Source organism: Propioniciclava sp. LT294 (assembly GCF_059516005.1).
Genome location: NZ_JCAKNG010000005.1, coordinates 247,454 through 273,953, shown reverse-complemented (window position 1 = coordinate 273,953; position 26,500 = coordinate 247,454). Strand labels below are relative to the sequence as shown.

The window sequence follows — 26,500 nt, the reverse complement described above, 5'->3', positions numbered from 1 at the left end:
GCAGCACGGGGGCCAGCGTCCGTCAGGAGGCGGAGTCAGCGCGCTGCGGTTGGGCCTCAGGCGCCCCACGGTGCGGGTTCCAGCCCTTGCCGGCCACCTTGTCGGCGGCGGCACCGGAGACGACGACCATGATCGCGGTCATGATGCAGCCGTAGGCGAAGATCCCGACGACCCAGGCCCAGCTCAGGACCGGGGCGTCCGGGAGCACGATGCCCGGGTTGTTGAAGATCAGCAGCACCATCAGCATCTCGAGGAAGCCGATCAGCACCGCGGGCACGACGCCGAACGGCGTCCGGCCCAGCAGGAGCGGGTGCACGGCCAGGATCAGGAAGATCACCACGGTGACGCCGACGCCGAGCACCATCGGGGTGGAGGCGGGGTTGGCACCGATCAGGGGGCCGGCCACGAGGGTGAAGGCGAAGCCCCAGACCGTGCCGGCCAAGAAACTCAGGAAGAGGGCCACCAGGCCGCCCAGGGGCATGCGCAGCGCGAAGAACAGCGGGATCGGGAGGATCGCGAACGGCGTGTAGGCAGCCATGTGCGGGAAGGCGGCCTGAACCGGCAGCAGCAGCAGCGTGATCAGGAGCGCTCCCAGCGCGGCCTCGACCAACGTGCCTTTCACGAGGTTGGGGGACATGATTCTCTCTCCTTGGGTCGTCGTCTTTGACGGATGGTCACGTCACTAAACAAAGTAGAAACTCACACGACAGCATGTCAATACCCGGGACGCGGTGCGGGGCGACATGGATCCTGGACGACACTGGAGCCACTGAAAGAACTACATGTCAACAGGGCTGTCGCTGTGCAATCCGACTGCTGTACCGTCGAGCCATGGCAACCCTCAGGGAAGCGCAGAAGCGCATGACCCGCGAACTCCTGCTCGAGCGCGGGCTCGCACTCTTCTCCGACAAGGGCTACCACGCCACCACCATCGAGGACATCGCAGCCGCAGCCGGTACGACGCGCACCACGTTCTACCTCCACTTCACCTCGAAGAGCGAATTGCTGGCTGAGCTGCTGAAGCGGATCGCGGGTGAGGTCATCGGCGCCGACGAGACGAAGCTGGAGGACTGCGTGGCCAGCGGGGACCCCGCGAAGCTCCGCGGCTGGCTCGACCGCAACTTCGACAACTGGGAGAAGCTGCGCCCGTACATGTCGGCCGCCTACGAGGCGGCGCCCACGGACGCCGTGATCCATCAGTCGCTGATCGCGTGGTTCGAGGAGACGATCACCTCGATGCAGCGCGGCCTCGACCGCAGCAACCGGTACCCCGAGCCCGACCGCCGGGCCCGGGCCGTGCTCGCCTTCGGCCAGTTCGAGTACACCGCCCGCCGCTACTTCAGCCTCGGCTGGCGGACGCCCCGGGAGGTCATGCTGCGCAACATGACCGACTCCTGGGCTCACCTGCTCACCGGTCCGGACACGCGGTCTCAGAGCTCGACGTAGGGGAGCACCAGCCGGCTCGGGTGGTCGGCGTCCCGGTAGATCTTGTGGTTCACCGGACGCCCGACGGGCAGGTGGAACGAATCCGGAGGCAACAGGGCGTTGTGCTCGTCGGCCATCGGCTCGTTGTTGGACAGCTCCAGCACCAGCTTGTGGCCGGGCAGGAACGTGGTGGCGAACGGGTAGAGGCGAATGACGTACTCCTCGACCACGCCCGGTTCCACCGGCACCGCACGGGTGTGGGGGTGCACCGGGCTTCCCACCGCCGAGCGCTCCGCGTCCAGTTCGCGGTGCGACGCCTTGAGGTAGCCGGTGGTCACGATCTGCCGCTTGCCGCCGGGCGCGACGTCCCACAGGCGCAGGATGAAGTTGGTGTCCTCGGCGTCGATCTCGGCGAAGATGTGTGCCGCTCCGGTGCCCATCAGGGCTGTCGTCTCGGTGAAGGGCGCGGTCTCCCAGTTCAGGATCTCCACGCGGTCGGTGACCGTCAGCGGCGCCTGGAAGAAGCCGTCGGGCGCCGCGTACTCCGGCCCCATCTCTTCCGGCTCCGGCGACAGCCTGCGGCGGGGTCGCAGGAAGAGCTCCCGGTGCTCGGCGGGCCGAGGCGGCCACTCCTCACCCGTGACGTATTGCTTCGAGCCCTCCAGGAACACCGTCACGCGGGGCTCGTCCTCGACGCCGTTCTCGATGCCCTTCAACCACCGGTCGTACCAGCGGAACATCTTGTCGTGTTCCTCGATGAACGGGCGGCTCTGCATCGGCGGGTAGGGGCCGATGTCGAGCTTCTTGACTCCCTGCACGGCGTTGAAGACCTCGATCGTGCCGTCCAGGGTCCAGCCACGGCCGTGGTCGAGCTGGAGCCACACGGGGATGTCGATCCGGTGCGCGAGCTCGTTCGGGTTGCGCTCGGTGTACCACTCCCCGTCCAGCTCGTTGGTGATGATGTCGAACCACGCCTCGTGGTTCTTCGGGTAGTGCAGGACGTGCACCAGGTTCGGCCAGGCCCTGACGTCGGGATCCTCCAGCCGCTCGGCGACGCGCGCCTTCACCTCGTGGGCCGACAGCTCCTCCAGCATGCGCGACTTCACGCCGTCGGTGAACGCCCACCCCGAGTCGCCACCGCGCCCCTCGCGGGCCGCACGGGGCATGAGCCACATGATGCCGCCGTGATAGGTCGTCTCGTAGAAGTCGTAGTGGCCGCCCGAGACGAAGATCGCCTTCAGGGACGGCGGGCGCTCGGCCGCGGCGATCACCTGCATCGACCCGAAGTACGAGATACCGATCATCCCGACGTTGCCGTCGCACCAGGGCTGGGCGGCGACCCACTCGATGAAGTCGTACGCGTCCTGGCCCAGCGACACCCCACCCGCGTTGTAGTTGCCGATGTGCTCACCGTCGGAGTACCCGGTGCCGCGCAGGTCACCGATGACGTGGGCGTAGTCCTCCGCCACCACCCGGGCGATGTCGCCGGCCTCGATGCAGCCGTCCCACATGGGGGACGGACGCCGCTGTGGGGGCATGGTCAGCGCGAGGGCCTGGAGTTCCTTGCCGTACGGGCTGAGCGCCACCAGCGCCGGGCGCGGCTTCTCCTCCGTCCCGTGGTAGACATCCGCGGCCAGCTCCACACCGTCCCGCATGGGGACCCGCACGTCCTTGAGGACGACGATGTCCTGCGCGCCGGCCTTGATCCTCTTGGTCTCGGGCATCTCTCTCCTTGTCAACGGGCGAACAGCTGCCGGTACCCGTGCAGCGTGGTGAAGAACGGGGACGGCATCGACGTCGGGTCACCGGTGTACCCGAGTTCCGCCGCCACCGCCTCGAACGGCGAGTGGGGCGAGTTGGTCTCGGTGACGCCGAAGCGCTCCGCGGCGTCGCGGATGCGAGCCTCGATCGCGATCGACTCATCCAGGGCGGCCTCGGCCTGCTCGCGGTCGAGCTGGACGCCGTAGGGCACACCCGCGGACGTCCGGTAGGGGTGGCCGAGGTAGAGCCGCTGGGGCTGGACCTCGTCGCGCAGGTGCACCAAGCTGGCGCGGTAGGCGTCCGGGTCGGTGTAGCCGGGGAAGCCGTTGGCCGCGCCGTGCACTTGCACGGCATCCCCGACGAAGGTGTCGCCCTGCCCCTCGATGACGTACGCGACCGAGCCGGGCGTGTGGCCCGGGAGGTGGTGGACCCGGACGGTCACTCCCCCACCCAGGTCCAGGCGTTCCCCGCCGTGGACGACGAGCGTCGGCTCCATCTCGCCGGCGATGACAGCCTGCGCGGCGGATCGCTCCCTCGCCGCACCGTCCGGGTCGTTGAGGTACTGTCCGCGTCCGGTCTCGTAGTCGGCGACGTGCGCCTCGCGCGAGGCGAGGAGCGGCACGTCAGCGGCGTGGAGCACGACCTGTGCGCGGCGTCCGGTCAGCTCCCACAACGCGCGGGCGCCGCCCAGGTGGTCGATGTGGCCGTGGGTGAGGAGGATCCACTTCACGTCCTCGATGCGTCGGCCGAGCTTGGCGAGCTCCGGTGCCATGCCGTCACCCGGCGAGCTGGCGATGCCGGTGTCGACGATGGCCGGTTCGGGGGCGTCGATGTAGAAGCTGTAGAGCCCGAAGCGCCCCCAGGGGGAGACCAGCGGATGGACTGCGACGGTCATGTGGGTCTTTCGTGGGTCGGGATCAGGGGTTGAGGAAGGTGGCCGTCTCGTCGAACACCCGTGCGAACTCGGGGATCCACGAAAAGTTGGCCACGAAGCCGTGATTGGCCCCGTCGTAGCGGCTCACGGTGGTGGGGACGCCGGCCTCGGCGAGGCGGCGGCCGTAGAGCTCCCCCTCGTCACGGAGCGGGTCGTGCTCGGCGGTGACGATGAGGGCGGAGGGCAACCCCGACAGGTCGGCGCGTTTGATGGGGGACACCCGCGGGTCGGCGGGGTCGGCTCCGGAGTCGAGGTAGAAGGCGTTGAACGGCTTCAGCCCCACCGTCTCCAGCCCGTGGCCCCGGGCCTCGGAACGCAGCGACCCGTAGCGCGACTCGTCGAAGTCCAGGTCGAGGCTCGGGTAGTAGAGGATCTGGTGCGTCACGGCGTCCAGCCCCGCGTCGTGGGCGCGGGCGGCGAGGGCGGCGGCGAAGGTGCCGCCGGAGCTGTCCCCGGCCAGGGCGACCGGGCCGCCCTGCTCGGCCGCCCACGTCACGACCGCCCAGCCATCCTCCAGCCCGGCCGGGAACGCGTGCTCGGGCGCGAGCCGGTAGTCGACCGACACGACGGTCCACCCCGTGGCGTTGGCCAGGTGGCGCGCGACGTGGTCGTGGGTGTCCAGGCTGCCGAGGAAGAAGGCCCCTCCGTGGAAGTACACGAGAGTGCCTCGCTTTGGGGTGAACTTGTCACCCGACTGCGGGGAAGAAGTCACCGCCATCTGCGAGACCCCTCGGTAGATCCGCACGGGGACACCGTTGGCGACGGAGTCGTCGACGGAGCCGACCGGGATGCGGTCGGCCACCGGGGGGACCTGGGCGGCCTCGCCGGCGCGCATGGCGGCCGGGTCGAGCGGCCCCGGGTCAGATGCCGGCAGCGACGCCAGCACCTGACCGATCTGGGGGTGGATCATTCGTCGACACCCACCTTCTCGCCGGGACGCTTCTGGCCGGGGAAGACGTCGTTGACCTCGTCCTCGGACCAGCCCTGCCGCGAGATGCGCTGCAGCTCGTCGGTGACGGGCTTGCGGAGGGCCGCGTACTGGGCGATCGCCTCCTTGACCGAATCGGCCTCCACCAGCGCGTCCGCAAGGGCGCCCGCGTCGAGGATGGCCGAGTTGGCGCCCTGGCCCTGGTGGTGGCACATGGCGTGGGAGGCGTCGCCGAGCAGGACGACGGAGTCGGAGTGCCACGTGTCGACCGGGTCGATGTCGTAGACGGCGCGGATGTTGACCTTGTCCATGTCGAGGTCCTGGACGAGCTTGATGATGCGCTCGTCGAAGCCCTCGACGGTGGCCAGCAGATCGTCCTTGGTGCGGACGGGGTTGCGGGTCGGGTCGGAGTTCAGTGCCGTGACGTCGAACGACATCTGGTTGCGGTGGCGCAGCGGGAGGACGTACACCTTGGTGCCGCGGCCCAGGTACATGCGCAGGTTGTCGTCGGTGACCAGCCCGTGCGCCGCGTCGGCGTCCACGACCACGCGGTAGGCGTGCTCGCCGGCGAACACCGGCTGCTGGTCGGAGAACAGCTGCTCACGGACGGTGGAACGGATGCCGTCGGCGCCCACGACCAGGTCGGCCTCGACGGTCTCGCCGTTGGCGAACCTCAGCGTCGCGGTGTCGCCGTTGTCGACGATCGTCTCCAGCTTGTGGTTGGTCTTGACCATGCCGTCGGGCAGGACACCCAGCAGGGCCTGGATGAAGTCGTTGCGGTGCACGAGGTGCGTGTGGGTCTTGGGCTCGTAGTCATCCATGCCCGGCCACTGGTCCTTCATGATCGAGTGGCCCTCGGCCGTGAGGATCTCGAAGTAGTCGCTGGGCGAGGTGACCGAGGCGATGGCGTCGAAGATCCCCCACTGCCGGAACTGGTGCATCGACGAGGGACGCAGGCCGATGCCGGCGCCGACCTCACGGATCTCCTTGGCCTGTTCGTACACGGTGACCTGGGCGCCCAGGTTGCTGAGGGCCTTGGCGGCGGACGCGCCGCCGTATCCGCCGCCCACGATGGCGACGCGGAGGTTCTTGAGCTGGTCGGTGTTCATGGTGTGTCTCTTCCTTGAGGCGTGGTCGGTGGTGGTGGTCGTGGTCAGGCTGGGTCGGTTCAGGGTGTGACGGTGTAGAACTCGGCCGGGCGGGTGACGAAGAGGCGGGTGATCTCCGCGTCGTCGATGCCGGCCTCCTTCAGGTCGGGGATCAGCTCCTCGAACAGGTAGTTGACGGTGTGGCCCTTGACGCCGGGCCATCCGAGAGGGCTGCAGTTGGCGTCCACGCCCGCCAGCACCTGGTCGGGGTACTCGGCGTGGAACTGCAGGAAGTGCGCCAGGCGCTCGGCCCGCTTGCGCCCCCAGAAGGGCGGGTCGGGCAGCTCGAGGTCGTAACCGAACGTGTCGAAGCCGACGATGCCGCCCTGGTCGGCGATCCAGCTGTGGCGCGTCTTGTCGTGGTTGACGCCGTCGTCGGCGTGGCCGAAGAGGACGCGGTCCAGCGGCATGCCCTCCTCGTGGAAGATCTCGACGGCGGGTTCGGCGTCGATGGCGAGGTGGGTGACGATCGGGACGCCCGTGTCGCGGGCCGCGCGGGCCGCAGCGCGGTAGATGCGCTTGTCGAGGTCGGTCATGCGCCCGCCGCGACTGACCCCGACCTTGATCACGCCCGCCTTGGCACCGGTGTTGCCGATCCCGACGGTGATCTCGTGGGTGAACACCTCGGCGAGGTACTCCACCGAGGCGCGCGAGAAGTGCACGAGGGCGGTGTCGCCGCCGACGAAGCCGGTGCACGCGACGATGTGGACGCCGGTCTTGGCCGACAGCACCTGGTAGTAGTCGACGTCGCGACCGTTGCAGATGCCGGTCATGTCCACGAACGTGCGGCCCCCGTACTCATGGAACTGCCGCAACTGCGCGACGGTCTCAGCCACCTTGGCCTCGAAGGGCTTCCACCACTGGGTGTCGAGTTCGCTGCCGGGCATGCCGTAGCCGACGTGCTCGTGGATGGCGACGTGGCCGAGCTCCTCGGGGGCCACCGGGCCCAGGACGGTGTTGACGTGGGCCATGGGTCAGGCCTCCTCGGTCTGGACGGCCAGCCACGTGGCCGGGTTGGTGGTGAGCAGGGCCTGCACGTCCGCGTCGGACAGGCCGAGGGCCCTGAGCCGGGGGACGAATGTGGTGAGCACGTGGTCGAAGCCCACGACGGACGGTTCGAGCCCCTTCGCCACACCGATGGCGCCACTGGCCAGCAGGATCCGGTCGCGGTGTCCGGACGCCACCAGCTCGGCGACCAGGTCGGCGCGCTCGGCATCGGTGAGGAAGCCCCCACCCGCGGTGCCGACGTTGGTGAGGCCCACCAGCGCCCCCCTCTCCGCCACCTGCTTCGCCGCGCCCGCGGCGTCCGTGCGGTCGAGGTCGGCGACCAGCACGCGGCCGGCGACGACACCCTCGGCCAGGATCAGCTCAAGTTCGGCGACCGGATCGGCACCGTGACGGAACGAGAGCGGGATTCCCGTGGCGGCGGCCGTCCGACCCGCACCCTTGAACAGGCTTTCGTCGGTGCCGGTGAGCCCTCCCCGGGTCCCGGTGGTGGTGACCAGCCCGGCCTTGCCGCGACGCTCGATGCGCGGGACCACCATGCCCTCCGTGGCCTCCGCCGAGAAGAGGGCGGCGAACTTCTCGGCCGGCCACGGCGTGGGCGGGTTGGTCTGCGGGGTGCGGAAATAGCCGCCCAGGTACTCCTCCGGCCCCATGCCGGTGGAGGCGACCACGTTCACGCCCGTTGCCCTCGAGACGGCCTCCAACAGCGGGACGTTGCGTCCGTGGAACATGCCCGTCGCGTCCACGATCGTGCCGCCGCCGGCCGCCTTGAAGGCCCGCAGCCTGCCCACCAGTTCGGTGACGATCTCGGCGCGGTCCCAGGTGACGTCAGGTGCGTACTCAGCCCCGGGGACCACCGACAACAACGCCTCGTGGACCGCCACGACGCCGAGGGATTCGGCGGGGACAGGACCGAGGACGGTGTTCACCCTTGCTCTCGGTTTCGTCGTCTCCGTCATGGATCACCTTTCTCGAGGCCGGGCCCCCTTTGGCACGACGCAATGGTCATTCAGTGACACACTGTAAATCAAAGATACAGACAGTAACGTCCGCGATGTCAAGAGGGTCCTCGACCCGGGTCAGGGCGTCGCCGGCTCGGCGAGCGCGAGCCGCCGCAGCTTGGGGATCGGGATCCGGTAGTTCACGGCCACCGCCGTGCCCACGGCGACCGTTGACGGCCAGAGCAGCAACGCCCGCGGCGATCCGTGGTCCGCCTCCACCACGACCGGCTCGCCCGCCACGGGCAGAGGGCCCACCGCGCGGACGTGCAGCCCGAACTGCTCGGTCCAGAAGTAGGGCAGGGCCTCGAAGGGGTGCGCGGCGTCGCCGTGCAGGAGCCCCCGGGCGGCCACGGTCGCCTGGTCGAGCGCGCTCGTCCACAGCGGTGACCGGCGGGGGCCGGCGGGGCTGGGCCACCACGAGACGTCCCCCGCCGCGACGATGCCGGGACGGGGCGTGCCCTCGGCGTCCAGCACGCGGCCGCGGGTGTCGACCAACAGGTGTCCGTGGGTGAGCAGGCCCGAGCCGGCCAGCCAGTCGTCGTGCGTCCGGTCGCCGATCGCCGTGACGAGGACGTCCGCGGCGACGACCTCGCCGGAGGCCGTCTCCACGCGGGCGGCACCCGGGCCGGCCTCGGCGTGGATCGCACGGCTCCCCACCAGCCGGACGCCGTGGGCCGCGGCCGCCTCCGCCAGCAGGCGCGCGAGGTGGTGACCCAGGTGGCGCTCCATCGGGACGCCGTCGCACACCACCGTGACCGCACACCCCCGCTCGACCGCTCCGGACGCCAGCTCCATCGCGAGCGGGCCCGAACCGACCACCACGACGCTGGGCCTCTCGCCGAGGCGGGCGTGGACCACCTCGGCGTCGGCCAGGGTGCGCAGGGTGAGTTCATGGGGGCTGCCAGTCAGCCTGCGAACGCCCGCACCCGTCGCGATGACGAGCCCGTCGAACGGCAGTTCGGTGCCGTTGTCCAGCTCCACCACCCTGTCGGCGAGCCGCACTCCGGTGGCGCGGATCCCGCGCAACTCGGTCCCCCCATGGGTCGGATCGGAGAGCTCGTGCCCGCCCACCTCGGCGCCGATGAGGGCCGCCTTGGACAGCACGGGACGGCTGTACGTGGCGGTCGGCTCCTCGCCGACGAGGGTCAGCTCCCCGGTGAAGCCCTCGTCGCGGAGGACATGAGCGGCGGTGAGCCCGGCGATGCCCCCACCGACGACGACGATGCGCTCCATGTCAGGCCATGCGCAGCGCAGCCACGGGGCAGACGCGGACAGCCGCCTGGGCGGCGGCCTCGTCGCCGGCCGGCAGCTCGTCGACGTCGATGTGCAGGATGCCGTCGTCGTCGAGGTGCAGGAGGTGCGGTGCGGCCTCCTCGCACAGTCCGTGGCCCTCACAACGTGCCTGGTCAACCTCGATGCGCATGGCCCCTCCTCGAGTCGTGCAGTCCGGGTCGGGTGCCCTCGTGGCCGACCACCCGCTTTCGAGTCTCACCCAGGATTCGGTTGTGCGTCTAATGCATACTTGTCATCATCACCATTCACAGGGGGAATGACATGACGGACGGCAGCGCGGCCCCGACCAGCGATCTCTCCCGGGTCACCTCCATCGACCTGAACCTGCTCGTGCCGCTCCTCGCGGTACTCGAGGAGCGGTCGGTCACCCGCGCCGCCGAACGGGTCGGCCTCTCCCAGCCGGCGATGAGCCATGCGCTGCGCCGGATCCGCCGGTTGCTCGGCGACGAGGTGCTCGTCCGGCGCGGCAACGAGTTCTCGCTGACTCCCCGCGCGGTGGCCCTGATCGGCCCGCTGCGCCGGGTGCTGCAGCAGACGGCGGCGCTCGTGTCCCAGGCATCCTTCGACCCGGTCCAGACCACGCGCACGATCACCCTGGCGATGACGACGAGCACGGCCTTCGTGACAACACCCACGTTCACCCGGGCGATCGCCGAGCAGGCCCCGCGGTCGACCGTCCGGATCATCACCACGACCGACATCACCGACGCGGTCTTCACCCAGGAGCGAGCCGACGTCCTGTTCCTCTCCCAGGGCCACCCCACGCCCCACCCACGGACGCGGCTGTTCCACGATCGATGGGTGGTGATCACCGGCGAGCCGCTCGGCGCGGGTGAACTCGTCGAGGAGGCGATCGCCCGGCGTCCGCACGTGGTCTACGACTCGCCGCAGCCGCTGCGCCCCTACCAGGTACTGCACGAGCGCGGCATCACCTTCACCGTCCGGGAGCGCGCCAACGACCAGTTGTTGATCCCCATGCTGGTGGCCGGGACGTCACGGATCGCGTTCCAGCGGCACAGCGTGGCGATGACGATGCAACGGCACGTGCCGGGCATCCACATGGCCGAGTTCCCGTTCCCGTTGCTCGGCCTGGGGATCGACCTGGTGTGGAACCCCTGGCTGGGCGACCCGACGTACCGGACGTGGCTGGATCGCACCCTGCGGGACGCGACCGCGCCGTACGTATTCACTTCGCGCATGTAGTCCATACGAAAGATCGGCTTGCCTGATGCGCTGGACCTTCCGTTCACTGGAACGCACCCGCTGACCCGTCAACGAGGAAGGACCAGCACCATGACCAACTCCCAGATCGAGGACGTCGACCTGTTCGACGACGCAGTCCTCATCGACCCGTACGAGACCTACCAGCGCATCCGGGAGACCGCGCCCGTCGTCCACCTGCCCGGACGGGACCTGTGGGCGGTCACCCGTTACGACGGCGTCCGCGCCGCGCTCGGGGACCCGGCCACCTTCTCGTCGACGAAGGTGGGGTTCAACCCGATGATCAACGAGGTGCTCAAGGGCACGAGCCTCGCGACCGACCCGCCGGACCACGCCCCTCTGCGGGCCGTCCTGACGGAGAACCTCTCCCCTCGCGCCCTCCGCAAGGAGAAGGAGGCCATCGACGAGAAGGCCGACACGATGGTGCGCGCACTCGTCGAGCGGGGCAGCTTCGACGGCGTGGCCGACCTGGCCCGCCCGCTGCCGCTGACGATCGTCGCCGACATGATCGGTGTCTCGGACGAGATCAAGGCGCAGCTCATCGACTGGGGCGAGGCCGCGATGAACCTGCTCGGCCCCATGAACCAGCGGTCCGAGGCCTACCTGCCGCGCGCCAAGGAGCTGTACGGCTGGTCGCACAACAGCACCGCAGCCGACCTGCGCCCCGGCAGCATGGGCCACGCGATCTTCAGCGCCGCCGACCGCGGTGAGATCGCCTACGAGAGCTGCGGCATGATCATCCACCAGTACATCGCCGCCGGGATGGACACCACCATCGCGTCCATCGGCAATGCGCTGGCGCTGCTCGGTGACCATCCCGACCAGTACGCACTGCTGCGCGCCGACCCGTCGCTGGTGGGTGCCACGCTCAACGAAGTGCTGCGTTACCACTCCCCCCTCCCGGTGGCCGGCCGCGGCGTGACCCGGGACGTGGAGATCGACGGCGTGACGATCCCGGCCGGCGCGCAGGCCGCCGTGATGATCGCCTCGGGCAACCGCGACCCGCGGCACTACGACGATCCGGACTCGTTCCGGATCCAGCGCAACCCGATCGACCACCTGGGCTTCGGCTACGGCATCCACGGGTGCGCCGGCCAGGGCCTCGCCCGCCTCGAGGTGCAGGCGGCCCTCAACGCCCTGGTCAAGTACGTCACGTCGTTCCGCATCGGCGAGCGCAAGGCCCGGCTCACGAACATGACCCGCGGGTGGGAGTCCATCGAGGTCCTGGACGTCGTCCCGGCCTGAGCCCCCTGTGCTGCATTTTGTGTAGGCGAAATACCCCGATGATGACCAGCTCTGCCCACACAAAATGCAGCACAGGTCAGCCGTACGTGTCCCTCGGCCCCCGACCCTTCACCGTGCGCGGCCCATGACGCCAGGACGGTGCCTCCGGCCCCAGGATCCGCACCGCCTTGACGGTGCCATCCCCCAGCGTCGCGTTCATCTTCGCGACGATCTGGGGTGCCATCAGCCGCAACTGCGCGGCCCAGTTCGTCGACGTCGTCCGGACCACCACGACCTTGTCCTTGTAGGCCTCCGGCTGGGAGTGCTCGGCGACGGCGTCCCCCACGAGCTCGGGCCAGCGGCCCAGCAGCAGGTGCACGTTCACCTGGGTGCCCCAGCCGCGCCGCTCGATCACGCCCTCCAGCGCCTCCCCGAGGCTGAGCGGGTCGCCCTTCTCCTTGCCGGACGCCCTGCGTCCCTCCCCGGGCTTCGCGCGCGGCGTGGGTTTCCGGGGCGGCTGCGCCGGAACGGTCCGACCGGCCGCGGCTGCGATCCGGCGAGCCAGGTCGAGCCCGGTGGGGTCGAACGGGATGTCCGGCAACTCGTCCTCGTTGTCCGATTCACGCGTCATCGGTGCCCGCCTCCTCGTCCGGTTCGCTGTCCCCCTCGTCAGTGTCCAGCGTGACGGTTCCGTCGGCGATGATCCAGCGTTTCCCGGCCAGGGATTCGGGGACGTCGGAAGCCACCGCCGCCGTGATGAGCACCTGCTCGGCACCGGCGATCCGTTCGGCGAGCCGGGACCGCCGGACCTCGTCCAGTTCGGCGAACACGTCGTCGAGGATCAACACCGGTTCCACGCCATCGGCCCGCAGCAGCGCGTAGGCCCCCAGCCGCAGCGACAGCGCGAACGACCAGGACTCCCCGTGGCTGGCGTACCCCTTGGTCGGGAGTCGGCCCAGGGACAGCACCAGGTCGTCGCGATGCGGGCCGACGAGCGTGACGCCGCGGGCGACCTCCTCGCCGCGCCGCTCGGCCATCCGCTCCCTGAGGCGGGTCGCGATCTCCTCGGGGGTGGCGTCCGGGACGTCGCCCTCGCCGGGTTGCGGATCGAGGCCGAGCGAGCTGGACCGATAGGCCACGGATGCCACGTTGTTGCTCGGGGCGATGGCCAGGTAGGCGTCCGCGACGTGCGGGGCGATGTCGGCGAGGGTCCGCAGTCGAGCGGCGATGATGTCCGCGCCGAGGGTGGCCAGCGAGTCGTCCCAGACGTCCAGCGTCGCCGCCGCGTCCGGCTGGACGGGCCCACGGCGTCCGGACAAGGACTTCAACAGCATCGACCGCTGGCGCAGCACGCGGTCGTAGTCCGCACGGACGCCGGCCAGACGCGGCCAGCGCTGGGTGATCAGGTCGTCCATGAAGCGCCGGCGCTCGGACGGGTCGCCCTTGACGAGGGCGAGGTCCTCGGGCGAGAAGAGCACCACGCGCAGGGCACCCAGGATGTCGCGGACCCGCCGCAGCGGACCGCGGTTGATCGAGGCCTTGTTGGGCCTGCCTGCATGCAGTTCGACCTCGAGGGCGAGGGTGCGTGAGTCATCGAGGCCGGCCTGGACCCGCGCCCGCACGATCGCCCGCGGTGCCCCGAACCGGATCAGCGGAGCATCGGATGCCACCCGGTGGGACGCCAGCGTGGCCAGGTACTCGACCGCCTCGACCAGGTTGGTCTTGCCCTGACCGTTGCGCCCGGTGAGCGTGGTGACGCCCGGTTCCAGCGCGAGTTCGGCGAACTCCCAGGACCGGAAGTCCGCCAGGCTCAGGTGGGTGACGAACAACCTACTGCGGGAGGCGCATGAGCATGATGACGTGCTTATAGTCGGCCGACGGGTCACCGTCGATCTCGACCAGCGGCCTCAGCAGGCAGGGCTTCCCGGGAGCCGTGAAGGAGAAGTTCACGTACGGGGTGTCGAGCGCGTTGAGGGCGTCGAGCAGGTAATGGGGGTTGAAGCCGGCCGCGGTCATGGACAGCCCGGAGCCGGTCTCGTCGACGACGGTGGCCTCGACGGCCTCGACGGCCTGGGCCTGGTCGCCGGTGGCCGCCTCGAGGGTGATGTGGTCCTCGGCGATGACCATGCGCAGCGACGTGTTGCGCTCGGCGACCAACGCCACGCGCTTCACGGCGGAGACGATCTCAGACGTGTTCGCACGGACGGTCACCGTCGGCTGCACGTTCATCAGGTGACGGACCTTCGGGAATTCGCCGTCCAGCAGGCGGGTGGTGATCTGGCGGACACCGTTGGTGCCCTCGCCCTCGAAGCCGATGAGGCCGTCACCGCTGTCGCCGGACGACAGGGACAGGGAGATCTTCTCGCCCGCGGTCATCGACTTGGACGACTCGGCGAGAACCTTGGCGGGCACGAGCGCGGCCGCCTCGGTGTTGCGGGAGGTCGGGTGCCAGGGCAGCTCCTTGAGCGCCATGCGGTAGCGGTCGGTCGCCAGCAGCGACAGGGTGTCGCCCTCGATCTCGACACGGACCCCCGTGAACACCGGCAGCAGCTCGTCTCGCCCCGCCGCCACCACGACCTGGGAGACGGCCTGGGCGAACGTGTCGGGGGTCACCGTGCCGGTCGAGACGGGCATCTCGGGCAGTTCGGGGTACTCCCCCACCGGGAGCAGTTGCAGCGTGAACCGCGCCGAACCGCACACGATCTCCATCCTGGAGGTGTCGGACGTGAGGTCGACCGGCTTGCCCGGCAGGCTGCGGGCGATGTCTGCCAGCAGGCGGCCGGACACCAGCGAGACGCCCTCGTCGTGCACTTCGGCCTTGATCGTCACCTTGGCCGAGGTCTCGTAGTCGAAGCTCGACAGCACGACCTGGTCACCCGTCGCCTCGAGCCGCAGGCCAGCCAGGATCGGAACGCTCGGCCGGTTGGGCAGGCTGCGAGCCACCCACTGGACGGCGTCGGCCAGGATGTCACGCTCGACACGAATCTTCACTGATGGCTCCCAAGTCGGTTACCCACCCGGAGGTACACGGGTGGCTGCAGCGATCCTAGCGCGCTGTGAGCGGTGAATCGGGTTGCCCACACCTGGGCAGGTTCGTGAGGTTGAAGAGATGGAGATGTCTTACTTCTCTTCATCGTCATCACGGGTGTGGATCCCGTGGAGAACCCTCGTCGTTGCTTGTCGTCTCGGCGATTCGCGCCTTGCCAAGCTGTGGGCAACTCGAAATCACACGGGGAGGATTTGTGGAGCCCCGACGGGGATGTTTGAACTTTCCACAGCTGACCCGGCTTGTCCACAGGGTTGTTGGGGAGAACTTCCCCAACTCGGCGGGACTGGTTGGCTGGTCCGGAGGGGTCCTCGGTGTTCGAGGGTGGGGGCTCCTGGGTGGGGGCTCCTGCGCCGACACTCAACTTCGCCACCGGGGCCTTGGTGGCGCCACAGGGACTCTTGTGACAAGTCTGAGTGTCGGGCCCCCGAGCAGGAGCGCGCCCCCCCAAGACACCGACGCGGAACCGCGCGCCCACCTCAGCGGGCGGAGGCAGCCTGCTTGATGCGGTTGGTGAGCTCCGTGACCTGGTTGTAGATCGTGCGGCGCTCGGCCATCAGCTGGCGGATCTTCTTGTTCGCGTGCATGACCGTCGTGTGGTCACGTCCGCCGAAGAGGCGTCCGATGGCGGGCAACGAGAAGTCGGTCAGCTCCCGGCACAGATACATGGCGATCTGCCGGGCGGTCACCAGCACGTGCGTCCTGGCCGGGCCGCACAGGTCGTCGACGGTGATGTTGAAGTAGGTGGCCGTCTGGCTCATGATCAGCGGCGGCGTGATCTGGGCCTCGACCCCTTCGGGGATCAGGTCCTTCAACACCTCCTCGGCCAGGCGCAGGTCGACCGGCTGGTGGTTCAGGGACGCGAACGCGGTCACGCGGATGAGCGCCCCCTCGAGTTCGCGGATGTTCGTCGCGATCCTGTCGGCGATGAACTCCAACACCTCGGGCGTGGCGACCAGATGCTCAGCGGTGGCCTTCTTGCGCAGGATCGCGATGCGCGTCTCGAGGTCGGGCGGCTGGATGTCGGTCAGCAGGCCCCACTCGAACCGGGACCGCAGGCGGGGTTCGAGTGCCTCCAGCGCCTTCGGCGGGCGGTCGGACGTCATCACGATCTGCTTCTGCGCGTTGTGCAGCGTGTTGAACGTGTGGAAGAACTCCTCCTGCGTCTGGATCTTGCTCTCCAGGAACTGGATGTCGTCGATCAGCAGGACGTCGATCTCGCGGTAGGTCTTCCGGAACTCGACGGTGCGGTTCTCGGAGATCGCGTTGATGAAGTCGTTGGTGAGTTCCTCGGTGGAGACGTACTTCACGCGCACCTGGGGGAAGTACTGGCGCACGTAGTGGCCGATCCCGTGCAGCAGGTGGGTCTTGCCCAGGCCGGACGGGCCGTAGATCATCAGCGGGTTGTAGGACTTGCCGGGTGCCTCGGCGACGGCCACCGCGGCGGCGTGCGCGAAGCGGTTCGAGGAGCCGATGACGAAGTTCTCGAAGGTGTACTTCGGGTTCAGGCGGTCACCATTGCCCGGGGCGCCGGGCGCCTGGGATGTGCCCAGCCCCAGGCTGGGGGCTTCCAGCGGCAGCTCCGGGGCAGCGGCCGTGCCCTCCTCGAGGTCGACCTCCAAGGTGTTGTCGACCGAGACGGCGAGCTTGATCGGCATGTTGTAGTGGCCGGCCAGCGTCGTCTCGATCCACTCGCGGTACTTCACGGCGACGCGTTCGCGTGAGAAATCGTTGGGCACGACGATGACCATCGTGTCGCCGACCATCGTCACCGGCTTGGCGGACTTGAGCCACGGCTTCAAGGGTGTGTCGGCGAGTTCACAAACCCGGTTCCATGCTCCGTTCAGGGCGTCAACACCGTCCTGCGTCATGGATCACTTCCCTTGGTTGTCCGTTCATCCACATGTTTGTCCACATGATGTGGACAACTATGCATGATGGCCGGCACCTCCAACAGGAAAACGCGTTGGAGTGGCCGGGAGAGGCAACGCTAGCCCGAAGCCCCTGGTCGAGCAAATGGTCGACGGCCCAGTTTGGACATCGTGCGGCGTGTCGGCTCGACTTGGGCCAACCGAACCGTCAGTTTGCCCCGACCCGGGTGGGCCGCGTATCGTTGGACAGTCGCCGCCGAGGCGATGCCTGTGTCCACTGTGGGCGCAGTCGATCCGCACCCGTGGTCACAAGATAAGGGAGAATGGCGTGAGCAAGCGCACTTTCCAGCCGAGCAACCGGCGTCGCAGCCGCACCCATGGTTTCCGCCTCCGCATGCGCACCCGCGCCGGTCGCGCGATCCTGGCGGACCGCCGCCGCAAGGGCCGCGTCCGCCTCGCCGGCTGACGCATCGCCTCCGTCGCGGTGTTGCCCGCCCCGCACCGACTGCGCGCCTCGGACGAGTTCCGCTCCGTGGTGCGCGGTGGCATCCGGGTGGGCAGGCCGACGCTCGTGCTGCACGCACGTCCCAGGCAGGGCCCGCCGTCACGGGCGGGCTTTGTCGTGTCCAAGGCCGTCGGCAACGCCGTGACGCGCAACCGGGTCAAGCGGCGCCTGCGGCACCTCGTGGCCGGCAGCCTGTCGACGTCCCCCGTTCCCCTGGACGTCGTGGTGCGCGCGCTCGCGCCCGCGGCGTCCGGACCCCTGGCCGAGGAGTTCGCCTCGGCCTGGGCGTCGGCGGTGGCCAAGCTCGGCCGGACGGCGTGATCCCATGAGGTACGTGCTCATCGGACTGCTGAAGGTTTACCGCGCCGTGATCAGCCCCCTGTACGGCGACGTATGCAAGTTCCACCCGACCTGCTCCGCCTACGCGTTGGACGCGGTCCGGATCCACGGTTCCATCAAGGGGACCTGGCTCACCCTGAGGCGCCTCGTGCGCTGCCATCCCTGGTCGCTCGGCGGTTACGACCCCGTGCCGACCACTGACGCACAGAAGGTGCATCGTGCTTGAATTCCTCGACACGCTCATGCAGCCCATCTACTGGGTCATGTCGGGCATCCTGGTCGGTGCCCACTCGCTGTGGAGCACCGTCCTCGACCCGAACTCCGGTTGGACCTGGGTGCTGGCGATCGTCTCGCTGACCGTGGTGGTGCGGACGCTGATGATCCCGCTGTTCGTGCGCCAGATCAACAGCTCCCGGGCCATGCAGCTGGTCGCGCCCAAGGCGCGCGCCCTCCAGGAGAAGTACGGCTCCGACCGCGAGCGGTACGGCCAGGAGGTCATGAAGCTGTACAAGGAGGAGGGCGTCAACCCCGCCGCCTCCTGCCTGCCCCTGCTGTTGCAGATGCCGGTGTTCCTGGGCCTGTTCTACGTGCTGAACGGCGCGGCGACCGGGCACCCCACGGGGTTCTGGTTCGAGACGAACCCGCACCTGGTCGACTCCCTGCGCGAGTCGACGATCTTCGGGGCCAAGATCTCGGCGACGCTCGCCCAGAACGGGTTCGTGGTCGGGTCGACGCTCTTCGTGGCCGGCTTCCTGGTCATCGCCATGGTGGTCTCGCTGTTCTTCATGCAGCTCATGCTCATGCGCAAGAACATGCCGCCGGAGGCGCTCGAGGGCCCGTTCGCCCAACAGCAGAAGATGATGCTGTACCTCTTCCCGGCCATCTACCTGTTCACGGGCTACGCCTTCCCCATCGGCGTGATGATCTACTGGCTCGCCTCGAACCTGTGGACGATCGGGCAGCAGTACCTCTTGATCCACAACAACCCCACGCCCAACACCCCCGCGTTCGTCGACTGGGAGGAGCGGATGCGCGCCAAGGGCAAGGACCCGGACGAGATCATCCGCCAGCGCACCGCCAAGATGCGGCGCAAGAGGGGTGGCCCCGTCGCCACCCCGGGTGATCCCACCAAGGTCGCCCGCCAGGGTTCCGGCGGCAGCACCGCAGCGCCGGCGCCGGCCGACGGCACGGCGGACGCCACAGACGACACCACGCAGCGCGTCCGCCGGCAGCAGCCGAGCCGCAACACGCGCGCCAACCGCAAGCAAGCACGCCCGCGTCAGGCGGACGGCGGCACGAAGGAGTGACACATGAGTGAGGACGCCCTGGGCGTGACGCCCGAGGACGCCGAGGTCGAGGCGATCGACGCCGGGACCGCTGAGGAGAGCGACGAGCAGGATGGCGCCGCTCCCCGCGTCAGCAAGCGCGAGGAGGCCCTGAACAACGAGGGTGAGATCGCTGCCGACTATCTCGAGGAACTGCTGGACATCGCCGACCTCGACGGTGACATCGACACCTTCAACGAGGGTGGCCGGGCGCACATCTCGATCATCACCGAGTCCGAGGTCCTGGTCGGCAAGGACGGCGAGGTGCTGGACGCGCTCCAGGAGCTCGCGCGCCTCGCGGTCATGACGGAGACCGGGCACCGGTCCCGCCTCATGCTGGACGTCGCGGGCTACCGTGACCGGCAGCGCGCCTCGCTCCAGGACCTCGCGGCCGACGCCATCGCCGAGGTGAAGCAGACGGGCGAGGCCGCCCGCCTGGCGCCGATGAACCCGTACCAGCGCAAGATCGTGCACGACGCGGTCGCGGCGGCCGGCCTGGTGAGCGAGTCGGAGGGCGAGGAGCCCCGTCGCCGAGTCGTCGTCCTCCCCAAGGCCTGACACCGTGGGTCTCCCGGGGCCCGAGACGCCTGACGCCGCGGCCCATCCGGCCGCGGCGTCGGTGTTCGGCGATGAGGCCGGACGCGCTGCTCGCTACGCGGAGCTGCTGGCCACCAAGGGAATCGAGTGGGGCCTGATCGGACCCCGCGAGGTGGATCGGATCTGGGAGCGCCACGTCCTCAACAGCGTCGCGGTCGGGGCTGCGATCGAGGCGGACGCCTCGGTCGTCGACGTCGGCAGCGGTGCCGGGCTACCGGGGATCCCCCTCGCACTGGCCCGGCCGGACCTGCGCGTGACCCTGTTGGAGCCACTGCTCCGTCGGGCGACCTTCCTGGCTGAGGTGGTGGACGAGCTGGGCCTCGGTGACCGCGTCACCGTGGTGCGCGGACGGGCCGTCGCCGCCGCGGACAAGGATCCGCTGGGGCACCACCGGACCTATGACGTGGTGACGAGCCGGGCTGTGGCGCCGCTCCCCCGCCTGCTCGAGTGGTGTGTTCCCCTGCTGTCGCCCCGGGGACGGCTGGTGGCGCTCAAGGGCAGCTCGGCCGAGGCGGAGGTCGTGGAGGCTGCGGCCGCCTTCCGCCGTCGCGGTCTCCGCGCCGAGGTGCGCGCGGTCGTGACCCATCCCGGTGCCGACCCGACCTGGCTCATCGTGTGCGACAGGCACCGTTGATGGTCGCCAGGAGCCTGCACACGCGCGTCGTGGATGCGCTCGGCGAGAGGATCGTCGCGGGGCGATTGGCGCCGGGATCGACCTTCACCACAGCTGACGTGGAGCGCGAGTTCCAGGTGTCCCGCTCGGTGGCCCGCGAGGCGATCCGTGTGTTGGAGAGCCTCGGTCTGGTGCGGGCGAGCACCCGGGTGGGGTCCACCGTCCAGCCGAGCGAGGACTGGAACGTCCTCGCGCCGCAGGTCATCCGCTGGCGTGTCGCCGGGCCGGAGCGCCGCGTCCAATTGCAGGCGCTCACCGAACTGCGTTCCGCGATCGAACCCGTGGCGGCCCGTTTCGCCGCCCGGCGCGCCTCATCCGCGCAGGTACGGGAGATGGTGCGTGCGGCCGAGGAGATGGTGGAACTCGGACGGGGGGGCCGCGGCGACAGCCCGGAGTTCCTCGCAGCCGACGTGGTCTTCCACAGCACGATGCTGCAGGCGACGGGCAACGATGCGTTCTGTGCGCTGGTGGAGAGCATCATCGCGTGCCTCGAGGGTCGCAATGCCGTGGGACTCACGCCGGCCGATCCCGCGCCCAGCAACCTCGAACGGCACCGTGAACTCGCGACCGCCATCGGCCGGCGCGACGAGGACGCCGCCGAGGGTTTCGCCCGGGGCATCGTGTCCGTGGTGAGACACGAGATCGACTGAGAATGCGTGAGAGGCCCCCGCCGAACGGCGGGGGCCTCTCACGACTCGCGTCAGGAGAGCTTCAGCATCACCTTGGACGACCCGGTCGAGCGGTCGCCGGCAACGGCGAAGGCCTCGAGGGCGTCCTCCAGCGGGTACTCATGCGTCATCAGCGGGGAGACGTCCACGGTGCCGTCCATCAGGGCGACGGCCTCGCTGATCTCGTCGACGAAGCGGTAGGACCCCTTGAAGTCGATCTCCCGGGTGACGATGTTGCCCAGGACGGCATTGATCTCCCCGCCCGGCAGGTTGCCCACCTGCACGAGCGTTCCGCCGCGCCGGACAGCGGAGATGACACCACCCAGTGCGCCCGGCGCGCCGGACGCCTCGATCGCGACGTCCACGTCGGTGGGCAGCGCCTCGCCGCCGGCCACGCGGACCACACGGTCTGCCCCCATGGCGGCCGCGATGCCGAGGGCGGCCTCCGAGAGGTCGGACGCGTAGACCGTGGTGGCACCCTTCGCCTTGGCGGCCGCGACCGCGAGGACACCGATGGGGCCAGCGCCGTTGACGAGGACGGAGCGACCGGCGATGTCACCCGCGCGGTTGACCGCGTGCAGGGCTACGCCGAACGGCTCGGCGAGGGCGCCCTCCTTGGTGGAGACACCGGCGGGCAGCAGGCGGAGCTGGTCCGGTCGCACGGCGCGGAGCCGGGAGAAGCCGCCCTGCTCGTGCGGGTGGAACGCCGCCGAGCCGAAGTAGCGGACCTGCGGCCACAGGTTGGTCCGGTGCGCCACCTCCTCGGGCACGTCGAAATTCCCCACCGGGGTGGCGGGATGGACGGTGACCCGATCCCCCACCTGGACCCCGGTGACCCGCGCGCCGACCTCGGCCACCGTGCCGGCGACCTCGTGGCCGAGGACGAGCGGGTCGCGCAGGACCGCCGTGCCCGATGTGCCGGACCGGACGTAGGCCACGTCGGAGCCGCACACGCCGCCCCACTCCATGGAGACGAGGACCTCGTCGGGACCGCAGGTCGGATCCGGGATGTCGTCGACGCGCAGGTCGCCCGCCGCATGCACCACCACTGCCTTCATGGTCAGCCTCCTCAGAGCATCTTCTGGATCTGGTCCCACAGGCCGAGCGCACCCACGGCGAACACCGCGATGGCAGAGACCCACAGGTAGACGTACCAAGCACCGTGGCCCTTGATGCGCGGATCGGTCTCCGTGCGGTTCAGGTGGAGCACGGCGACCACGACGGCCATCAGGAAGAGGGCGTTGCCGATGCCCGCGATGATGAGGAGCTCGAGCGGCGACTTGAACACGACGGCGAACAGGCCCCAGGCGATGGGGAGGGCGATGACGAGGGCCCGCATCCACTTGTCCCGTGCCACGAGGTCGGTCCAGCTGAAGACCCCGAAGACGGCGAGGGTGTTGGTGACCTGGCGGGAGAAGCCGGGGGCGTTGGCGAGGATGGTCTTGAACAGGGCGACCGCGGCGCCGATGAGGAAGGCGACGCCGGCCCAGCCGCCCATGGTGTCGGTGAAGATGTGCGAGATGGTCTCGAGCACGGCGTTGCCCTTGGGCACGAGACCCTGCGGGTGGAGGACGGCGGCACCGAGGATGTAGAAGGCGGCGGTGGAGACCGTGTAGATCACCCAGGAGACCCAGGCGTCGAGCTGCATGACCTTGACCCAACCGCGTGCCCGAGCGGCCCACGCCTGGGAACCGTCGTTCCTGCCGGTCCAGGCGGCGTAGCCCTTCTCGACACACCAGTAGGTGTAGGCGGTGATCTCTCCGGCACCGACTCCGGTCAGGCCGAACATGGCGAGGGCGACGCCCATGGAGCCGGCTGCGATCTGGAAGGTGAGGCCGTGGGCGAGGTCGCCGGCGGTCCAGTTGAAGGGCGTGAACTGGACGCCGAAGAGCATCGCCACCACGAGGAGGGTCACGAGGACGACCAGGACGGTGGAGACCTTCTCGACGACGTCGTACTTGTTGGCCGCATGGATGGCGATGGCCAGGACCACCATCACGGCGATCCAGAAGCCGAGCGAGACCGTCGACATCGGGTCACCGCCGATGGGCAGGATCATCGACATGGCCAGAGCCGCGGCGCCGAGGACGCCAGCCTGACCGATGAGGATCTGCAGGAACATGAGCAGACCGATGTAGGAGATCCAGCCGCGCTTGCCGATCCTCGGGGGGACCTGGTCGTAGCCCGTCATGGCGACCTTGCCGGTTGAGATCGACCACCGGGCCAGCTCGATCTGGACGGCGACCTTCACGAAGGTGGAGATGAGCACGATCCACAGGAGCATGAATCCGACCTGGGCTCCCAGCGTGGTGGCCGTGATCAGCTCTCCCGATCCGACGACGGCGGCACTGGTGACCATGCCCGGGCCGAGGTATTTGAGGCTCGCGCGCCAGCCCTCGGGCGGCTCTTGGATCTTGGCAGGATCGAGGACGTACGGGTCGTTCTTGAGGGCGAGATCCTGCTCGCCCGTCACGGTTGTCGTCATTGCTTCCGCTTTCTCATGTGCCCACGCCGCCTCCATGCGGTCGCGGGGTCGTGCGTTGTCATCCAGCATTTAGACATACGATGTCAGATCAGTGGGACGCAATAAGCATACGAATGGGTTTTGCTTGGCGCAAGTCGATGGGTTCAGGAGTCGGCGATAGTCTTGGTGGCCATGCGACCCGTTGACCACGTCTTGCGCGTCTTCACCGACGAGGAGAACCGCTTCGGCAACTTCCTCGGTGCCTTCCTCGATGCGGCGGGTTGGTCGGACGAGGTGTGTCAGTCACGTGCGTCGGCCCTGGGTTTCAGTGAGACGGTGTTCATCGATGACGTGCTGTCCGGGCGGTTGCGCATCTTCACGCCGAGCGTGAAGCTCCCGTTCGCGGGTCACCCGACCGTGGGTGCCGCGTGGTTGATCGACCACCTCGGGCACGAAGTGCATTCCCTTCAGTGCGACGCCGGGAGGGTGCACTGCGTGGCCACACGGGAAGGGGCCACCATTCTGGGTGACCCGGCTTGGAGCCCCGCGATCGACCTGACCCAGGTGGTGTCTCCCGAGGTCGTGGACGACTATCGGCCGTGGGAGGGTTCCCACGAGTACGTCTGGGCCTGGATCGATGAGGCGAGCGGGTTGGTGAGGGCGAGGGCGTTCGTGGACGAGATCGGCGTGGCAGAGGACGAAGCCACCGGATCGGCCGCGATGCTCCTGGCGCACCACCTGGGTCGAGCGGTGCGGATCCGGCAAGGTATGGGATCCCGTCTGGCGGTGGGCCCGACGCACACGGGCAAGGTGGCCCTGAGTGGCAACGTGGCGCTGGATCGATAGAAGTATCTAGGTATTGATCTGCATGTCGACAAAACCACCTGACGACATGAGTGCACGATTTCCTCACGGCTGCGCTGATGCCGGCGTCGCCATCGCGACTCAGGACCAGCCCGGCCGGCCAGCCCCCGCGTTGTTCCGCGCGGGCGGGTAGCGCGGCGGCCGTGGCGGCGGTGGCGGCCGGCGCTGGTCAGCCGAGCGACGCGGCCTGGTCGCGTCCGCCCATGGCGGGGTGGGCCTGAAGTCGTGGGCCCTGCGTGGTGGGCCCGGCGTCGTGCGGGTGTTGGACTCCGATAGATTGAGGGCGTCCCTTGCAAGCCTGGAAAGGTGGCCCAGTAGTGACCAGCTCCCCCACGACACCTCGGCGCATCGCCTTTGATGTACCGGAGGAGTCGTTCAGCCAACCGGAGCCGCCCGACGACTTGGCGGCCGGTGTTTCACGTGAAACGCCGACACTCCCAGAACCAGGGTCACCGCGGATCATGGTGGTCGCCAACCAGAAGGGTGGCGTGGGTAAGACGACGACAGCGGTCAACGTGGCGGCCGGGCTCGCAGAAGGTGGCCTCAGGGTGATGGTGGTCGACATCGACCCCCAAGGCAACGCTTCCACGGCGCTCGGGGTGGATCACACCGAGGGAACCCTGGGGACGTACGAAGTCCTCGTCGACCAGCACCCACTGGTGGACGCGCTTCAGCGCAGCACGGATCACCCCAATGTGTGGGTGCTCCCGGCCACGATCGACCTGGCGGGAGCCGAGATCGGCTTGGTTGCCACCGTTTCACGTGAAACACGCCTCAAGACCGCGCTCGACGGCTTCTTTGACCACTTCCACGTGGACTACGTCATCATCGACTGCCCCCCATCGCTGGGGCTGCTCACACTGAACGCGCTGGTGGCCGCCCACGAAATCCTGATCCCCATCCAGTGCGAGTACTACGCGCTCGAAGGTGTCACACAGCTCCTGAAGACGATCAACCTCGTCAAGGGACGGCTGAACGACGGCTTGGTGCTCTCCACCGTCATGTTGACGATGTACGACGCTCGCACCAACCTCTCAGCGCAGGTTGCTGATGAGGTGCGTCGTCACTTCGCCCGGGAGACCCTGCAGACGGTGATCCCGCGCTCGGTGCGGGTGGCCGAGGCGCCGTCCTACGGGCAATCGGTCATCAGCTATCAACTCAACTCCGTCGGCGCCCAGGCCTATCTGGCTGCGGCCCGCGAGATCGCCGAACGCGGCGCCACCAGCTTCTGATTGAGAGGATCTCCATGGCAGCACCACGACAGCGGACCGGCCTCGGGCGGGGGCTCGGCGACCTGATCCGGCCCACCACTCCGGACGCCGAGCGTGAACACCCGGCAGCCCCAGGCGACACGGAGGCGGAGTTGGTTCACTCCCCCGCCGGCACCGCGTTCCTGGAGGTGCCGGTTGATCGCATCACAGCCAACCCCCGACAGCCGCGTCAGGTGTTCGACGAGGACGACCTCGCTGAACTGGTCGAATCCATTCGTGAGGTCGGCCTCCTTCAGCCGGTGGTCGTCCGGCGCGTCGATGACGCCTACGAATTGGTCATGGGCGAGCGCCGCCTGCGGGCGACGCGGAAGGCAGGGCTCGCCACCATCCCGGCCATCATCCGAGAGACGGCGGATCACGACCTTCTTCGGGATGCGTTGCTCGAGAACCTGCATCGTGTGCAGCTGAACCCCTTGGAGGAGGCTGCCGCCTACCAGCAGATGTTGGACGACTTCGGATGCACCCAGGAAGAGTTGGCCCTGCGGATCAAGCGCTCCCGGCCTCAGATCTCCAACACCATCCGCCTCCTGCGTCTGCCGGCGCCCGTCCAGCGCCGGGTGGCCGCCGGAATCCTGTCCGCCGGGCACGCGCGGGCGCTCCTGGCCCTCTCGGACCCGATCCGGCAGGAGCGCCTTGCCCAACGCATCGTGGCGGAAGGACTCAGCGTTCGCAGCGTGGAGGAGATCGTCTCGCTGGGGGACCGGCCGGAGAAGGCACGACGGATGCCGGCGCTCCGCACGCCTTCGCCCCGCGCCGCTGCGCTGTCCGAGGTGCTCACCGATTCCTTGGACACCCGCGTCAACGTCCAGATCGGCCGGAACAAAGGCCGGATCACCATCGAGTTCGCGGGCGAGGACGACTTGGAACGCATCCTGACCGTCCTCAAACAAGGCATAGCAACAGAGCAATAAATCGACAAACCGCTTCATCTACCTGA

28 protein-coding genes are annotated in these 26,500 nt (G+C 68.9%); 13 read left to right on the top strand and 15 right to left on the bottom strand.

All coding sequences use genetic code 11. From position 1 onward, the window contains the following. Positions 1-22 precede the first annotated feature (22 nt). Entirely contained in the window at positions 23-637 is a 615-nt protein-coding gene (locus AC5YDA_RS09085; RefSeq protein ID WP_496189074.1) for a hypothetical protein, read from the bottom strand. A gap of 194 nt (positions 638-831) precedes the next feature. Here AC5YDA_RS09085 and AC5YDA_RS09080 point away from each other — a divergent pair, with 194 nt between their 5' ends. Further along, positions 832-1,446: a TetR/AcrR family transcriptional regulator gene (locus tag AC5YDA_RS09080; protein WP_496189073.1), complete on the top strand. Its 615-nt coding sequence runs from the start codon at positions 832-834 to the stop codon at positions 1,444-1,446. Here AC5YDA_RS09080 and AC5YDA_RS09075 read toward each other — a convergent pair. The 8 genes from AC5YDA_RS09075 to AC5YDA_RS09040 all read right to left on the bottom strand — a co-directional run bounded on the left by AC5YDA_RS09075 (position 1,431) and on the right by AC5YDA_RS09040 (position 9,625). Beyond that, complete coding sequence (locus tag AC5YDA_RS09075) at positions 1,431-3,149, bottom strand: CocE/NonD family hydrolase (protein WP_496192928.1); 1,719 nt, start codon at positions 3,147-3,149, stop codon at positions 1,431-1,433. The genes AC5YDA_RS09080 and AC5YDA_RS09075 overlap by 16 nt on opposite strands. An 11-nt stretch (positions 3,150-3,160) precedes the next feature. After that, positions 3,161-4,081 carry an MBL fold metallo-hydrolase gene (locus AC5YDA_RS09070; RefSeq protein ID WP_496189071.1) on the bottom strand — a complete coding sequence of 307 codons (921 nt, stop codon included), beginning with the start codon at positions 4,079-4,081 and terminating at the stop codon, positions 3,161-3,163. 22 nt (positions 4,082-4,103) lie between these two features. Beyond that, positions 4,104-5,030, bottom strand: coding sequence for an alpha/beta hydrolase (locus tag AC5YDA_RS09065; RefSeq protein ID WP_496189070.1), 927 nt, complete (start codon positions 5,028-5,030; stop codon positions 4,104-4,106). Further along, positions 5,027-6,157: an FAD-dependent monooxygenase gene (locus AC5YDA_RS09060; RefSeq protein ID WP_496189069.1), complete on the bottom strand. Its 1,131-nt coding sequence runs from the start codon at positions 6,155-6,157 to the stop codon at positions 5,027-5,029. Before AC5YDA_RS09060 ends, AC5YDA_RS09065 begins: the two co-directional genes overlap by 4 nt. Positions 6,158-6,216: 59 nt before the next feature. Then, positions 6,217-7,167, bottom strand: a complete 951-nt coding sequence (locus tag AC5YDA_RS09055; RefSeq protein ID WP_496189068.1) for a phosphotriesterase family protein — start codon at positions 7,165-7,167, stop codon at positions 6,217-6,219. A 3-nt stretch (positions 7,168-7,170) separates the two neighbouring features. Further along, positions 7,171-8,160: a phosphotriesterase family protein gene (locus tag AC5YDA_RS09050; protein WP_496189067.1), complete on the bottom strand. Its 990-nt coding sequence runs from the start codon at positions 8,158-8,160 to the stop codon at positions 7,171-7,173. Positions 8,161-8,280: 120 nt separating this feature from the next. Then, the gene (locus AC5YDA_RS09045) at positions 8,281-9,435 is read right to left on the bottom strand and encodes an NAD(P)/FAD-dependent oxidoreductase (protein WP_496189066.1); all 1,155 of its coding nucleotides are present in this window, start codon (positions 9,433-9,435) and stop codon (positions 8,281-8,283) included. Between the two features lies 1 nt (position 9,436). Beyond that, complete coding sequence (locus AC5YDA_RS09040; RefSeq protein ID WP_496189065.1) at positions 9,437-9,625, bottom strand: ferredoxin; 189 nt, start codon at positions 9,623-9,625, stop codon at positions 9,437-9,439. A gap of 131 nt (positions 9,626-9,756) precedes the next feature. Between AC5YDA_RS09040 and AC5YDA_RS09035 the strand changes: the two genes are divergently transcribed. Both AC5YDA_RS09035 and AC5YDA_RS09030 read left to right on the top strand, forming a co-directional pair. Next, positions 9,757-10,698, top strand: coding sequence for a LysR family transcriptional regulator (locus AC5YDA_RS09035; protein WP_496189064.1), 942 nt, complete (start codon positions 9,757-9,759; stop codon positions 10,696-10,698). Between the two features lie 90 nt (positions 10,699-10,788). Beyond that, positions 10,789-11,961 (top strand): cytochrome P450, encoded by a 1,173-nt coding sequence (locus AC5YDA_RS09030; RefSeq protein ID WP_496189063.1) that lies wholly within the window; start codon positions 10,789-10,791, stop codon positions 11,959-11,961. 76 nt (positions 11,962-12,037) lie between these two features. Here the strand turns inward: AC5YDA_RS09030 and AC5YDA_RS09025 are convergent, their stop codons facing one another. The 4 genes from AC5YDA_RS09025 to dnaA all read right to left on the bottom strand — a co-directional run bounded on the left by AC5YDA_RS09025 (position 12,038) and on the right by dnaA (position 16,857). After that, on the bottom strand, positions 12,038-12,571 hold the full coding sequence (locus tag AC5YDA_RS09025; RefSeq protein ID WP_496189062.1) for a DciA family protein: 534 nt from the start codon (positions 12,569-12,571) through the stop codon (positions 12,038-12,040). After that, entirely contained in the window at positions 12,561-13,769 is a 1,209-nt protein-coding gene (gene recF, locus AC5YDA_RS09020; RefSeq protein WP_496189061.1) for a DNA replication/repair protein RecF, read from the bottom strand. The genes AC5YDA_RS09025 and recF overlap by 11 nt, the downstream gene beginning before the upstream one ends. 1 nt (position 13,770) lies before the next feature. Beyond that, a complete protein-coding gene (gene dnaN / locus AC5YDA_RS09015; protein ID WP_496189060.1) occupies positions 13,771-14,931 on the bottom strand; it encodes a DNA polymerase III subunit beta in 1,161 nt (386 codons plus the stop codon). A gap of 534 nt (positions 14,932-15,465) precedes the next feature. Further along, complete coding sequence (gene dnaA / locus AC5YDA_RS09010) at positions 15,466-16,857, bottom strand: chromosomal replication initiator protein DnaA (RefSeq protein ID WP_496189059.1); 1,392 nt, start codon at positions 16,855-16,857, stop codon at positions 15,466-15,468. Between the two features lie 328 nt (positions 16,858-17,185). On the opposite strand from dnaA, the gene rpmH reads away from it, so the two are divergent. The 7 genes from rpmH to AC5YDA_RS08975 are packed head-to-tail and all read left to right on the top strand — an operon-like array spanning position 17,186 to position 20,946. After that, positions 17,186-17,323 (top strand): 50S ribosomal protein L34, encoded by a 138-nt coding sequence (rpmH, locus tag AC5YDA_RS09005; RefSeq protein WP_182817337.1) that lies wholly within the window; start codon positions 17,186-17,188, stop codon positions 17,321-17,323. Between the two features lie 18 nt (positions 17,324-17,341). Then, positions 17,342-17,683 (top strand): ribonuclease P protein component, encoded by a 342-nt coding sequence (gene rnpA, locus AC5YDA_RS09000; RefSeq protein WP_496189058.1) that lies wholly within the window; start codon positions 17,342-17,344, stop codon positions 17,681-17,683. Positions 17,684-17,687: 4 nt separating this feature from the next. Then, entirely contained in the window at positions 17,688-17,927 is a 240-nt protein-coding gene (gene yidD, locus AC5YDA_RS08995; protein WP_496189057.1) for a membrane protein insertion efficiency factor YidD, read from the top strand. Positions 17,928-17,943: 16 nt separating this feature from the next. Further along, entirely contained in the window at positions 17,944-19,008 is a 1,065-nt protein-coding gene (gene yidC, locus AC5YDA_RS08990; RefSeq protein ID WP_496189087.1) for a membrane protein insertase YidC, read from the top strand. A gap of 3 nt (positions 19,009-19,011) precedes the next feature. Further along, a complete protein-coding gene (locus tag AC5YDA_RS08985) occupies positions 19,012-19,584 on the top strand; it encodes a Jag family protein (RefSeq protein ID WP_496189056.1) in 573 nt (190 codons plus the stop codon). Between the two features lie 4 nt (positions 19,585-19,588). Next, a complete protein-coding gene (gene rsmG / locus AC5YDA_RS08980) occupies positions 19,589-20,257 on the top strand; it encodes a 16S rRNA (guanine(527)-N(7))-methyltransferase RsmG (RefSeq protein ID WP_496189055.1) in 669 nt (222 codons plus the stop codon). After that, entirely contained in the window at positions 20,257-20,946 is a 690-nt protein-coding gene (locus AC5YDA_RS08975) for a FadR/GntR family transcriptional regulator (protein WP_496189054.1), read from the top strand. Before rsmG ends, AC5YDA_RS08975 begins: the two co-directional genes overlap by 1 nt. A gap of 50 nt (positions 20,947-20,996) precedes the next feature. On the opposite strand, the gene AC5YDA_RS08970 is transcribed toward AC5YDA_RS08975, so the two are convergent. Beyond that, complete coding sequence (locus AC5YDA_RS08970; RefSeq protein ID WP_496189053.1) at positions 20,997-22,022, bottom strand: L-idonate 5-dehydrogenase; 1,026 nt, start codon at positions 22,020-22,022, stop codon at positions 20,997-20,999. 11 nt (positions 22,023-22,033) lie between these two features. Continuing rightward, positions 22,034-23,449: an Nramp family divalent metal transporter gene (locus AC5YDA_RS08965; protein WP_496189052.1), complete on the bottom strand. Its 1,416-nt coding sequence runs from the start codon at positions 23,447-23,449 to the stop codon at positions 22,034-22,036. Positions 23,450-23,620: 171 nt separating this feature from the next. On the opposite strand from AC5YDA_RS08965, the gene AC5YDA_RS08960 reads away from it, so the two are divergent. The 3 genes from AC5YDA_RS08960 to AC5YDA_RS08950 all read left to right on the top strand — a co-directional run bounded on the left by AC5YDA_RS08960 (position 23,621) and on the right by AC5YDA_RS08950 (position 26,474). Next, positions 23,621-24,274 (top strand): PhzF family phenazine biosynthesis protein, encoded by a 654-nt coding sequence (locus tag AC5YDA_RS08960; RefSeq protein WP_496189051.1) that lies wholly within the window; start codon positions 23,621-23,623, stop codon positions 24,272-24,274. 335 nt (positions 24,275-24,609) lie between these two features. Continuing rightward, complete coding sequence (locus AC5YDA_RS08955) at positions 24,610-25,524, top strand: ParA family protein (RefSeq protein WP_496189050.1); 915 nt, start codon at positions 24,610-24,612, stop codon at positions 25,522-25,524. Positions 25,525-25,538: 14 nt separating this feature from the next. Further along, positions 25,539-26,474 (top strand): ParB/RepB/Spo0J family partition protein, encoded by a 936-nt coding sequence (locus AC5YDA_RS08950; RefSeq protein ID WP_496192927.1) that lies wholly within the window; start codon positions 25,539-25,541, stop codon positions 26,472-26,474. Positions 26,475-26,500: the final 26 nt, after the last annotated feature.